General features: G+C 42.4%; 14 protein-coding genes. 2 read left to right on the plus strand and 12 right to left on the minus strand.

The window, feature by feature from the left end; all coding sequences use genetic code 11:
- Positions 1-313: 313 nt before the first annotated feature.
- Positions 314-790 (minus strand): helix-turn-helix transcriptional regulator, encoded by a 477-nt coding sequence (locus tag ABWT76_RS00975; RefSeq protein WP_354635490.1) that lies wholly within the window; start codon positions 788-790, stop codon positions 314-316.
- A gap of 38 nt (positions 791-828) precedes the next feature.
- A complete protein-coding gene (locus ABWT76_RS00980; RefSeq protein ID WP_354635491.1) occupies positions 829-1,275 on the minus strand; it encodes a DUF6932 family protein in 447 nt (148 codons plus the stop codon).
- Positions 1,276-1,458: 183 nt separating this feature from the next.
- Between ABWT76_RS00980 and petJ the strand changes: the two genes are divergently transcribed.
- Positions 1,459-1,794 carry a cytochrome c6 PetJ gene (petJ, locus tag ABWT76_RS00985; RefSeq protein ID WP_054469922.1) on the plus strand — a complete coding sequence of 112 codons (336 nt, stop codon included), beginning with the start codon at positions 1,459-1,461 and terminating at the stop codon, positions 1,792-1,794.
- Positions 1,795-1,942: 148 nt separating this feature from the next.
- On the opposite strand, the gene ABWT76_RS00990 is transcribed toward petJ, so the two are convergent.
- The 9 genes from ABWT76_RS00990 to ABWT76_RS01030 all read right to left on the minus strand — a co-directional run bounded on the left by ABWT76_RS00990 (position 1,943) and on the right by ABWT76_RS01030 (position 11,147).
- Positions 1,943-2,326 (minus strand): cyclic nucleotide-binding domain-containing protein, encoded by a 384-nt coding sequence (locus ABWT76_RS00990; RefSeq protein WP_054469923.1) that lies wholly within the window; start codon positions 2,324-2,326, stop codon positions 1,943-1,945.
- Between the two features lie 90 nt (positions 2,327-2,416).
- Positions 2,417-5,053, minus strand: coding sequence for a CHAT domain-containing protein (locus tag ABWT76_RS00995; RefSeq protein ID WP_354635492.1), 2,637 nt, complete (start codon positions 5,051-5,053; stop codon positions 2,417-2,419).
- Between the two features lie 270 nt (positions 5,054-5,323).
- The gene (gene murF / locus ABWT76_RS01000; protein ID WP_054469925.1) at positions 5,324-6,700 is read right to left on the minus strand and encodes a UDP-N-acetylmuramoyl-tripeptide--D-alanyl-D-alanine ligase; all 1,377 of its coding nucleotides are present in this window, start codon (positions 6,698-6,700) and stop codon (positions 5,324-5,326) included.
- A 251-nt stretch (positions 6,701-6,951) separates the two neighbouring features.
- Positions 6,952-7,482, minus strand: coding sequence for a hypothetical protein (locus ABWT76_RS01005; protein ID WP_354635493.1), 531 nt, complete (start codon positions 7,480-7,482; stop codon positions 6,952-6,954).
- 35 nt (positions 7,483-7,517) lie between these two features.
- Positions 7,518-7,841 (minus strand): hypothetical protein, encoded by a 324-nt coding sequence (locus ABWT76_RS01010; RefSeq protein WP_354634968.1) that lies wholly within the window; start codon positions 7,839-7,841, stop codon positions 7,518-7,520.
- A 589-nt stretch (positions 7,842-8,430) separates the two neighbouring features.
- The gene (locus ABWT76_RS01015) at positions 8,431-9,486 is read right to left on the minus strand and encodes a DUF3854 domain-containing protein (protein WP_354635494.1); all 1,056 of its coding nucleotides are present in this window, start codon (positions 9,484-9,486) and stop codon (positions 8,431-8,433) included.
- A gap of 494 nt (positions 9,487-9,980) precedes the next feature.
- Entirely contained in the window at positions 9,981-10,196 is a 216-nt protein-coding gene (locus ABWT76_RS01020) for a hypothetical protein (RefSeq protein ID WP_354634966.1), read from the minus strand.
- A 349-nt stretch (positions 10,197-10,545) separates the two neighbouring features.
- Positions 10,546-10,893 carry a hypothetical protein gene (locus ABWT76_RS01025; RefSeq protein ID WP_354634965.1) on the minus strand — a complete coding sequence of 116 codons (348 nt, stop codon included), beginning with the start codon at positions 10,891-10,893 and terminating at the stop codon, positions 10,546-10,548.
- A 44-nt stretch (positions 10,894-10,937) separates the two neighbouring features.
- Complete coding sequence (locus ABWT76_RS01030; protein WP_190877325.1) at positions 10,938-11,147, minus strand: hypothetical protein; 210 nt, start codon at positions 11,145-11,147, stop codon at positions 10,938-10,940.
- Positions 11,148-11,396: 249 nt separating this feature from the next.
- On the opposite strand from ABWT76_RS01030, the gene ABWT76_RS01035 reads away from it, so the two are divergent.
- Positions 11,397-11,636 carry a helix-turn-helix transcriptional regulator gene (locus ABWT76_RS01035; RefSeq protein WP_054465493.1) on the plus strand — a complete coding sequence of 80 codons (240 nt, stop codon included), beginning with the start codon at positions 11,397-11,399 and terminating at the stop codon, positions 11,634-11,636.
- Positions 11,637-12,488: 852 nt separating this feature from the next.
- On the opposite strand, the gene ABWT76_RS01040 is transcribed toward ABWT76_RS01035, so the two are convergent.
- Positions 12,489-12,713, minus strand: a complete 225-nt coding sequence (locus ABWT76_RS01040; RefSeq protein ID WP_354635495.1) for a hypothetical protein — start codon at positions 12,711-12,713, stop codon at positions 12,489-12,491.
- Positions 12,714-12,800: the final 87 nt, after the last annotated feature.

The following is a 12,800-nucleotide window of genomic DNA, read 5'->3' on the forward strand; positions in this document are numbered from 1 at the left end:
GCACCCTTCATCTATAGAAATACAGCTTTTTTGTGAGGAAAAGCTAAGGCTAGATTCCCCTCAATATGAGCCATGAGAAACCCAAACAGAGAGACTTCGGTTTTAGTCTTTTTCCCATTGCTCTCATCTATACTCTTTTATTATAAATCGCCTAAAATGAATTGTGGGGAATTTGCCGATATTTTTTTAGGGATTATTTAGAAATCCAGGGAAAGCAGATGATTAAGGGATGTGACATCGGGTTCTTTCCCAGAATCCCCTATTTCCCTATGCCAAAATTATTATTCAGCATCAGCAAAATAACTAAAAATTATCAAATTTTAGCTGCCTGACTCACTTGCTTATTTTTCTGCCATCTGGCGGCAATTTTTTTCATCTCTTCTATTTCCTCAAAATCGACTCGAACAACTGCGTTGGCAAATTTTACGCCCAAAACAGTGCTCACTTCAAGGATTTCTACAAAACTGGCACATTGATAATCTGTATTTTCATATTCTTGAACTCTTTTTTCATCAATACCCAAAATTTTCGCTAGTTCTTTTTGACTCATTTTGGCAGCAATTCTTGCTTTAATTAAAGCATCTGGAAGCTTATTAATACAGTCAACTTTGATTTCAATCTGCTGGCTGTATTGGCAATTAATCAACCGTTCATATTCATCAACTTCTGCTTGAATTCCCATGAGATGATATTGCAACACATCTCGATTCATTTTCCATCGTTCTGGGTCATTCTTTTGGGCGGCTTCATCTTTGTCCATTGCGGCGATGGATTTTTGAAATTTTTCCACTAATTCTCGGCTATAGTTGTACTCTAATTCATTTTTAATCATAATTCAAATGTTGTTAAATCTATGGCTATAATTCCTTTTACATTTTGCTGGCGATCGCGCTGGAATAATTCAAAAGAATTAATTCCGTAATTCCCGATCGCTTGCTGTGAGGGAAATATTTCTCCCCGGTATTTCGCTTTCTGTCCAGCCCGATCATAATGATTTAGTAATCGAGGGGCATTTATTCTCAGATAGTCAATGTCCACTGTTTCATTATCATAACACGCACCAAAATCTTGTGGGTTTGGTTTAATGGTGACAAAGCTGCCATTGATATAAATCGTTCGACAACCCGCTGCTGTTAATTGAGTCATTGCCAGTTGTAAACCCGCTATCATTCTCCTCCTCGTATCATTTGTACCAAATCGTTCCACAAACTCTTGCCAGTCACAAAAATGCACCCCAGGGGGTAAGTTGCCGTTTTCATCAAATTCTGGAATCATAGACTAAAGTCATCGTCGAAAATAATAGACAAGAAAGCAAAATCAATATTTCGATCCCCCCAAACCCCCTTAAAAAGGGGGGATGCATAATAATTTTGCAACAGGTCTAATTATTATAATAAATTTTCGGGAAAATTTATTATGTTTATGTTAAAATTTAACCCGTGATTAGGAGGAACACTAATGAAAAAAATCTGCTTCGTTATTTTACTTTGCTTAACCTTAATTAACCTAACCTTTACCGCCCCGGCTTTGGCGATGGATTCTGCCAACGGCGCTCAAATTTTTGCCCAAAATTGTGCCGCTTGTCATGCCAATGGGGGAAATATTATCCGCAGAGGTAAAAATCTGAAAAAGCGGGCATTACAACGACATCAAAAAGATTCGATTGAAGCCATTAGTCTGTTGGTAAAAGAAGGAAAATATGCTATGCCTGCGTATGGAGATCGCCTCTCGGAAGAAGAGATAACAGAGGTAGCGGCTTATGTGTTGGCAAAAGCAGAAAATGACTGGAAATAAATCGATAAATCATAGAGAATTAAGCGCTATCATAGACGATTTTCTATTGTCTATCTTAGATTTTCCATATTATTTTTCAGATTAAGTCGAGGCTTGGGGCAGGGGCGTACTGCCCCTACGGTTTTCTCACCTCTGAGTTTATAAAAAATTAAAAAGAAATTCCCGTATCATTCATGTGACGCAGCCGTTCGGCTAAGACCTGCATCACCTCGATCGCGAAATAGGGATTTTGTTGCACCAAAAAGGTAAAGCGTTTTTGATCGATAGGGACTAATTTACAATCAGTTTTGGCGATCGCCGTGGCGCTGCGGAGATGGTGGTCTATCAATGCCATTTCCCCAAAAATGTGACCCGCGTCGGCAGTTTCTACCACTTGTTTACCGACAATAATATCAACACTGCCGGATTGGATCACATACATTAAATTACCGGATTCTCCCGCTTGAAAAATGGTTTCACCCGCTGGAACAATTTGGGGATTCGGTTCTTTCAAAAATAAACTAAATTTTTTCCGATTCTCTAAATAGGTCATAGTGTTTTAGCATCCTTTGAGTATTGGCCTCAAGGATTGATATCATAGCAAAATCATAGCAAAAATTTAACCAAAGCCGGAATCAGCGACTTAATTTTCCAAGGTTAAGAGTTTTTGCCAATCAGTGATCGCCGAATCTGGCCACATCCAATTGTTAGCTAAAGCATTCGGTTGAAAATCACTTGCCGCTAATTTCATCACCATCTTTCTTTGCTTGGTCGCTTTACTTAATAAAACGTTTTTTTCCTCTGGGGAAACTCCCTCGCTAGATTTCATCATCACTAATGCTAAACCGGCATAAGCGGTCAAGGCTTCAGGATGATCTAAGGCTTGGGTGGGTTCGAGTAATGTCACCACTTTTAACCACATATCCGAAGCTAAATCGAGATTGCCTTCCGCGTAATAAGCAAAGGCTAAGGCATTGGCATAAAAGGTAGAATTGGAGTCACTTTTTACGGAGGATTCCCAAAACCGTCGAGCATCACTCACACTATAATCTTTGTTGCCAGTTTGCACAAATTGCCAAGCTAACCGACCAGAAAGAAAGTTAATTTCTGGAGTATTTTTTTTCTGGTTAGGCACCGCTTCTAAGGTGGCTTTTGCTTGTGGCAATGCCCCGCGATCCAGTAATAAATTTACGGCAATAACTCCCTCGGATAATTTCCCTTGGGCAAAATTTTCAATGGCGATCGCGGATAACTCTGGAGTGCTGGCTTTCTGCAACGGATTCGGTTTTTCCTTAGTGGGTTCAGAAGTGGCTAAACCCCGATCTTCCGTGACCGAACTGGTGGATAAAGATGTGCTGGTTTGAGGACGCGATCGCCAAAACCCGATCGCCCCAGCGAATAGGGCGATCGCCAGAAAACTGATGACCCCAAACCTCCACCTAAAAGCTTTGTGACTTTTTGCCGGTTTTGCTAAGGCATCAGAATTGAATGCTGATGATTTCGCTTTCGGTGATGATATTGTTGATTTCGTCTGGGAGTTTTTCTCAGTCAATTGACTTTCCCCGGCAACTGCTTTAAAAATTTCTTCCACGTCGTCAACTTCACTTTCATATCCGAGAATATGGGGCAAAAATTCATCTTTTGCAGATAGTTTCCCCGGTTTAGCTTCAGCAGATCCGAGTTTGCCAAGTCCTAACTCACTAAAAATATCAGAAACTAAAGATTCGGCGTCATTATCCGCTGCTTCTCCTAAGTCATAATCTAAAAATTCATGCTCGTCCTCATCTTCTATTTCCTCATCGAGGAATTCATCCTCACCCTCTAGTAATTCCTCATCCGAGAGTCGGAAAAAATGATCATCATCATCGTCCCTATCATATCCTAAATCATCTTCTAAATCATCTGGGTCAGAGGGAGAAAATCGCCACAAAAAAGCGTCGCTATTACTATTGGGTTTTCGGGGAATATCCCTCAACTGCAATCGCGAATTGGGCATCGGTCGGGGGGGAATAAACAACTCCGTATCATTGCTGGGTTGCTGAGTCAAATACCCTTGATATTTCTCATGTAAATAAAGCACAGGTAGCGCCCAATACAACTGATCGGAACCGTAGGTAGACATCAATCCTTGTCTCGCCCGATTTAAACTCAAATCTACAGGATAACCTTGTTTCAAGTTGTAGTAAAATAAGCGAGTTAAGGTCAAAGCCACCTGATCGGGAATGCGTTCGGCCATTGCCAAAACCGCCGGAATCCCTCGATTGACCAGCACTTCGGCTAAATTACGGTGATTATTTGTTTCCGGCGTTTCCACTTTGGCGCTATGGGTACTCCGACAAGAGTTAAACACTGCTAGGTGAATGCCATTATTGACTAATAATCCGGCTAAATCATCGCCATTTAAAACTTCACCTAATCCCGTTTGTTGATTGACTAAATACAGTTCGCCCCCTCTAGAACCCAGGTTACTATGACCGGCGTAATGTAATACATGATAAGAATTTTGTTCGAGAACTTGGGTCAGCTTTTTTCGGTCGGGATGTTCGAGAATGTCTAATTCAATTTGGGGCAAAGGTGTATTTCCCCAAGTGCCATTAGTTGTCGGTTTTTTTAGTTCGGCTTTGAGGGCGTTTGCTTCTTGTTTTAAGGCTAAATTTGCTTGATCTGTTGGTGCCGCTACGACCATTAAAATTTTCAACGGGCTGCTCGGTGGCGGGGGTAAAATTAATGATGATAAACTAGGTTGATAACGAGAAAAAATTACATCTTTGCCCGTGGCAATGGGGCGACTGTCTTCGTGGATCACTTCCCAAGGAAGACGGGGCAAAATACTGTCTTTTAGTCCTAAACGTAAGCGTAATACGGCCCCTTGGTTATGAGCGATCGCCTGTGCGGAGGTAAGGCGATCGCGCAGATCCCCTTGAAACAATGCCTCATACATTTCTCGACCCAGATCCACCAGAGTGCGAATGTGAAAACGACTAGAAATCACCGCCACATCCCCATCTCCTGGCACAGTTTCCTCGTCCGTATCCCCGTGAGTATCATAAAGAACATCATCTTCCAGAGACGCCGATAAACCATACCCGTGCCACAAACCGGCCACCGAGTCATCCATCAAGCGGCTGGCTTGTTCCAGCCATTCTTCCACCGGGAAAATCACCTGCTCTTCCGCAGGCAATACTCCTTTGGGTGACTCTTCGGTTCGCACCAGATAATGATTTTTTTCCCGGTTAATCGGGGTAATGGACAGATGTAACTCTTCAAATTTTTGGCTCACAATTTTACTGCACTCCTGTCGATCGCCTGGTTTTTTCTAAAGTTGTTCTAAGGTCTTGTCCACTTGGCTCGGTGTTCAAGATCGATCGTATTCTTCTTTACTCTAGTGAAATATTCCGGAAGTGACTACATTGATACCTATTGTTAATTGTTCTTGGTTATTGGTTATTGGTTGTGTCAGTCAAATAACTAATAACCAATAACCAACAATAATTGTTAATTGTTATTGGTTATTGGTTATTGGTTGTGTCAGCCAAATAACCATCAACCATCAACCATCAGCGATAAACTTTTGCACCACTTGATTTAGTTGGACGGAATGAGAGGCTTTAAAGAGAATGCGATCGCCTGATAGGACGAATTCTTTTAAGCGTTGAGCCAGGAAATCTAAGGCATTGGGTTGGCTGGTATCTAAAATTTCCATAAAAGGTAAATCCCCCGCGCCAACGGCCATAGCCTCCGCTTCGGCCAGGTCAGCAAAAATAAATAGAGCATCGACCCCTAAGTCATGGGCGATCGCCCCCACTTGCTGATGGAATTCCAGCGATCGCTCTCCCAACTCCTTCATGGTTCCCAAAACGGCGATATGACGATTGCCGGGAGTTTCCATCAACAGATGCAACGCAGCGGTCATCGATTCTAACCCAGCATTATAAGTTTCATCCAAAACCACAATATCATTGGCCAACTGATAACGCTTGGATCTGCCTTCGGGAAGATTCACCGCCAAACCCTCAGTCAGCGGTTGCCAACTGATACCGAGAACCCGGGCTACCGCTAAAGCCGCCAGGTAATTCAGAGCATTATGACGCCCAACCAGGGGTAGGGGCAACTCAAACCCTTGCACTTGCAAGATTTCTGAATTGAGCAGTTCGCCCCGTAGTTCCCCGGATTCTAATCCATAAGTGAGGGTTTTGCCTTCCCAGACCGTAGCCGCAGTCTTGATTAAGCGGGAGTTATCGTGATTGAGAATTGCCCAACCATCCGCCATCGTCATCTTTTCTAAGAGTTCGCATTTGGCGGCTGCGATCGCTGCTTCAGAACCGAGTAATTCAATATGGGCTGTTCCCACATTGGTAATCACCCCAATGGTCGGATTAGCAATTTCCGTCAGTTCGGCAATTTGTCCGGCACCACGCATGGCCATTTCGATCACCGCGTACTGATGCTCGGAAGTTAAGCCCAAGAGGGTTTTGGGCACGCCGATTTCGTTGTTGTAATTTTTTTCCGTTTTCAGCACCTTGCCTTGGGTGCCTAATACCGCAGCAATCAACTCCTTGGTGGTGGTTTTGCCCACGGAACCCGTCACCCCAATCACGGGAATCTCAAATTGCTCCCGCCACCAATGGGCGATCGCCTGATAAGCTTTCAGGGTATCGCGCACCACCAACAGTGGCATCGTCGGATCTGTCGCGTCATAGTCCCGATCCACAATAGCCGCGATCGCGCCCTTCTGCAAAGCCGCAGCCACAAACTGATGCCCATCAAACTGAGTGCCGCGAAATGCCAGGAACACCTCCTCTGGCTGTAATATCCGGGTATCTGTACAAACCCCGGTAGCGGGAAGAAGCCTGATATCTTCGGAGACATTGACCGCATCCGCATCCAACAGAGCAATTAATCGATCTATCGTGACAGAAAAAGACATGATCATTCGGTAAGAGATTGGCTAAGATGATGTCATTATGCCAAGGGGTTGCCCCATATCAGCAATTATGATTCACCGATGATGGGTGAAACAGAAGATCACCATGAACGACACTATCACCCCGATAAAAGTTCAAAAAAAGCTACGAAAAATCAACGGTTTTAGCCTTGTAACCGATGAGTTACAAGGCTTTTAATTTTATTAGGTGGCGGTGCAAGTGGCGGTGTAGGTGGCGGTGTAGGTGGCGGTGATTATGCCCGTGCAAAATCCCCGGCCCCGGCCCCGGAATTTTCCTGAGACTTGCTATCTCGGTCAAACCAGAAATCAAAAATCTGATCCACGTCTATGCCGTCAAACTTGGGCACGGCACAATAGTGGCGGATAGCATCGGCCCCCGTTCCCACCCGGCACGCATATTTTTTCTGGTAGCCAATGAGATCCAAAATGACATTGATGCGATCGCCCGTCTTAACCGGGAGCCCCCGGCCAAATGTCTCTACAAACTCATCTGGGTTTAACCTGGCAACGGTATCGGTGAGGAACGGATCGTTATAGGCGAAATTTTCACCCGTCAAAAACCGGGATAAGCCCTTGTCAAAAAGCACCGATAAGTATGCTTGTCTGAGACTGACTGCATACTTGCTGATTTCATGGTCAAGGCACTGAGTTTTAGAGGTAAAAGTCTGGACTTGTTTAGCATCGTGAGACACGGCAAAAGCTTTACCAATGGTCAGGTAATACAGCAGTTGTAACGGTCGGAAACAACCGTGATCATCAGCCATGATTAAAGCCTTAGAACAATAGCCATAAGTTCTAACTAAATTCCCCGTTGTTTATACCGTTGATGCTTAGTTTTTGCCACGGCATTATTAAGGGTTTTTAATTCATCATCAGAGGGATTCTCAGTGGTATCAATCTCGCTGACTTCAGTATCATAAGCCGCATTTCTAATCTCTCTGATTTCAGTATCATGCACCTTTACAGGGTCAACATAGTGGCACCGATGACCGTCGGAAGTCAGCAACCATTCTAAATTTTCCCGGTAAGCACTTAACCCTAAATTGCTAAGGGCTACAGACTCACAGTAAGCATAAAATAACCCATTATCTAAAGCGGTAAAATCTTTGAGAAAAGATTGCATTCTCTTTTTGTTGGTTTGTAAGCAATGCTTAACCTGATCCGATGATAACGCACCACCAAATTTCATATATGTAGCGTTACCTGATTTTGGGAGCCAGATATGCCGGTCAACGGGCCAGCGATACCGTGCCACAAATTGAGCGACTGACTGAACATATTCAACGCTATAAACCACATAACAACCGTGATAAACAAGTCATTATTAATACTAAAATTTGTCTATAAAACACTGGAATAGATGACTAATGTTTATTCGCTTAACTTGCCTAGTTTAATTGATATAGAGCAAGCTTTATAATCAGGTTACTTAACTTAATTAACATTATTAAAGTCAATTAATCAAACTTAAATTTGACAATAAAGTGATAATATAGTGGCATTTTTTTTGCCATAATACAACGACTTAATCTTCTGGATACCGCAGAATAAAAATACGCAATTACCTTTTGATAAGCGAGGTTTACACTCTGCTAACAGTCTGTATGGGTTGTTTTATTGGTAAATAAAAAAATCCATAATTCAGCCTTATCAAACTTCTAATTATTTTGGATTAATTAACGCTACATCTGACTTGCCTACTTCAGCCATTTTTATAAAAAACTAAATGGAAAAATCAGATAAGTCAGCGTCAGCCAAATAAATTTTTGAAGCGTTTTGACTATCTTAAGCTGAGTCATAATTTCAGCCCGTTTTTTTCTAAGATACTTAGTATCAGCGTGTAATAAGTGATTTAAAACTTGTTCAGACTCATCAACAACCAAAAGACAACCGTCAAGGTAATTATCAACCGTCAGGTCAATTTTAGCTTTAGAATTAGGATGTAAAGAATCAATACACAGTCCTAAGCCAAAATATAAAGCCTCTAACCAATCTTTTTTAGAGGTCATCTCATTGAGAAATTGAATCCCGAAACGGTCACATAAGTGGGACATTAATTGCACTCTGTGTCCTAGCACAATCACTTTATGACCTGCTTTTATGGCGTCACTGACCATCTGGGAAAGTGTCCAAGTTTTACCCGTGTTTTTAGGGAATTTAATTGCTACAATTTTTGCATAAAGTTTAGGAAGTTTATCTAAATGTCTCCGATTAAAGTCTAAGACGGGATAGCTTAAGTTTATAGACTTTCTGAACTTAGAAACTTGCAATGGTAAGGCAGAATTTAAAACCGTCTCAAGTGTTTCAATGCCATTCTGGACAAAGATATCATCAACACCTTTACCTAACTCAGGATGCCACTGAGCAATTTTAACAACTGCTTTTCTGTTAACCAGCCAAGTGATTTTATTGGCTAGTCTGGACGCGGCATTGTAAACATCTAAGGCAGTTGAGACTCTGCTATCAGCGTCAAAAGCGATCGTGATTTCGAGTTGTTGAAACCGGCTAAAGAATGATTGCAGCCACGGGTTTAAAGGTGCTTTAAATGCCGCGATACTTCTATCACTGGTATCAGAAAAGTTCCATATCCCTGGTAGCCCAATAGCAACGTAACCAGCACAAAGCAGACACGCGGTTTTCTTTGCCCCTTCAGTGATGACGACGGGCAAGTTATTGGCGATCGCCCATTCCCAAAATTGCTTACCATAACAGGTTTCATGCAAAAAAGGATGTTTGGGTTGATCAAGGTCTACTCGGTGCTCTAACACCGGGTTTTTTTGTCTCTAAACTTGGTGTGTGAAGTCCAGAGACGGGATAAAATCACACCCTTTTAAATATTTATCCCTCATAGAATAGCACAAATTTCTAGTGGTAAACAGCAATCTTTAAAATCCTAGTGCTTTTATCCCTTGCATCATGGAAATAATGAGTGCAATGTGTGCTAATCGCTAGATATGGTGGCTTTGTTGTAGGTCAATAGCTAAACACGGTGTGTTTGGCAGATGTAATATGCCACAATCGAATTTGATTGTTAAGTAAATATTAATCGCTGAAAGTTTTGTGCCACATAGTTTTTTATCACTATTGATTAATGTCAATACTTTTATCAAAAGTATTAGTAATAAAGCCACATCAAGCCACGGTATAAAAGTGCTATGCAAAGTGCTATGTAAGGAATGGCTAATTGCTGAATATTGATACAAAACTTAAATATTTACCATAACAGATATAGAGTTTACAACCGAGTATCTGTTATCTGTGATTAACTTGCCTTTCTGTTTAGACCGTTGGCACTGGGATAACTAGCAAAGTTATTCCAGTTAACCAGTGAATCACTAACAGTTTGACTCAGCTTTTCTAGGGATTCTGTCTGGGTAGTTGACTGACTGAATTGCTGGTCTAACTGTAAGAAAACGTCAGGGATATATACTGCTTTTTCCCCTATATCGTTACTGATATTCATCAAGTCGTTAATCATGGTTTATAGGATTTTGGCTGACTCGCTTGATAGGCTTGAGTGACCGGCATTAATGTCAGATACAGCATTATCAATGTCTAGAGTTGCACTTGCCAGAATAGAGCGGGCTAAGGTCAACTTAGCTATAATCTAAACCCATTGATTATTAGACAGTTTAATAACCTTTAAACTTGCTATGAAAATGTTTGGACTAACACAAAACTGGACTGCACTCGGTTCAAGATTCTGCACTCGGTGCGATCGCGTCGCGGGTGGGTGAACTTTTGGGAAAATGGGTGAACCCTAGTCAGATCAAGGGTGAACCTAGGTGATCGTTGGGTGACTTTTTGGGTTCACATTCACCCCTGAGTCACCCCTGAGTCACCCTCGGTTCACCGCGAAAGTCACCCCTAACTGAACGGAAACGGGATGACATTTCAAACATTAACTCTGCATACTTTTGCTTGATTTGTTCCAAAAACTCAGCCACGTCAAAACGACGCTGAGAGACATAGATATAGAGTTCTTTGCCTATCCCAGCAACTACCAGAAAACACTCTGGGTTATCCCAGATGTCCATTTGGTAACGGGGTGGGTAAACTTTCCGAAAATGAACGTAATACAAGGGAATCACAGAGTCACTCAACTCATCTATCTTTTTGGCCGATTCTATTAATCGCCATTGCTGACCTGACTCACTGCGTAATTTAGGCAACACACTGAGAAAATTGTCTTGACTTGTTACCTGAAAACGGTAATCACTTAGGTTTTTGCTAAGTCAGGCACTAAAGAACCATAGTAATAATCTAAAACTCGGATGATTTCAGCCTTAGTCAACCGTGACCAGTCCCGCTTGACGATACCTAGTCTGGACTGGAAAAAGTTGCGAGTGACTTTGAAGGCAGTCCGACTGAGACGGGACACCTTAGCCTTTAACTGACGGATCGTGAGGGTCACATACAGTCTTTTCATACCGCGTGCCCCCCGTGGTTTTGTGCTATTCTCATAAAAGAACCCTTGTTTTAAGGTGTTTGAATAACCCGTGTCAGCGATTCTGCCAAGAACTAGCGTTGACGCGGGTTTTAACGTTTTTAGGGTCAAAACTAAAATAACCCTATTAATAGAGTAGTCGAAATGGCGACATAAGTCAATACAAATATTAAAAAAAATCGTTAAAACTGCTACAGTGTATAGATAATGAATTTAAATGCTACACTGAATATGTCAAGAACCTTGCTTAATATGCCGATGAAATGGCGACTAGCGGTTGTCATGGCTGAAAAAGACATGGGGGTTAACGATTTGGCTGCAATAACTGGGTTGCACCGTGCTACCATCAGCAACTTAAAAAACAACCTGCCTAGTCATATCAGAATGAAAACCTTGCAAAAAATATGTACGGCCCTCGAATGTCAACCCGGTGAGTTACTTCAGTGGACCCCAGACAATGACGCGGTATAACCGCAACGCTCGATCGCTGACCAATTACCTACCCCTAACCGGGTAGGTTTTTTGTTGGGAACCGAGGCCGCTGGCAGCCCGTGTAGCGGGGCCGCGTTACCTCGTGTGATGTGGGAAAAATGTCATTATGCCCATCTCTAGTGTTTTAACTAATCCTTCTGCCCATCCCTAGTGTGTTTGTAACTTTGCTGTGACCCCGTGTGTCATGCTGGGAGCCAAAAACCTTATCTGGCAAGCATCACAAGCTTTTTAACAATATTTTCAATAAGCTTAAAACTTAGACGCTGCACTGGTTTCAAGCTTTGTATAGCCACGGGGTGATGTAAGGCTTGTCACCCCGTGTGGCGGTGGCGGTGTGACTGGTTACCGTAACCGGAATAACCCGGAATGAATCCGCATAGTGCATTGATGATAAAAATTTCTCTGAACATGGCTTGACATGGCACTTAGTGGCACTAAGTGGCACTAAGTAGCCACGTTAAGCCACAAATAGCCCAAAATAGCCCTAGTCAACCCTAAAAAACGGGTTTTTTCCTCAAAATCGTGACCCAAAATAACCCAAAATAACCCAAAATGGCACTAAGTAGCCACGTCAAGTCCACTTAGTGCCATTACAACTTTTCTCACTAAAAAACTCTGGTATGGCCGGTCAACCTACTACCAGAGTTTTTTTGAGAGTTAAACTAAAAGCTAAAAGAAAATGAATACAATGTTTTCCGCACATACAGCATAGCACATATCTAGCCACCTAGTGCCATTACAACTCTGTAATTTTGCCCGCAAATTGCGTGTATCTCTGGCAGGGGATTAATCCCCTGCTCAACCTCGCTAGACTTAACTCACCGCAAAAACTTAATCCCCTAATTCTGGCAAGGTGATATTTTGGGCTAAATTTTCGTAATCAAGACGGTCATCTCGGTAATGCTTGCGGATCCTTGTCGGTGATGTATCGAGTAACGCGGCGATCGCTTCTTCCGACATCCCAGACTCTAGCCAACGATTCTGGGTAGTGTGACGGGCGTGGTACGTCGGAAGATACTCGGTGACTTTTCCCATCTCTACCAGTGCCTTAACCACTTGAGTCAGTCGAAACCGGATAAGTATCGATCCAGATTTCTAGGCTTAGGGGTGATTTTAGGAATCATATATTATTTATTAGGGAAC

Origin of the sequence: Planktothricoides raciborskii GIHE-MW2 (genome assembly GCF_040564635.1) — a bacterium.
GTDB classification, from domain to species: Bacteria; Cyanobacteriota; Cyanobacteriia; order Cyanobacteriales; family Laspinemataceae; genus Planktothricoides; species Planktothricoides raciborskii.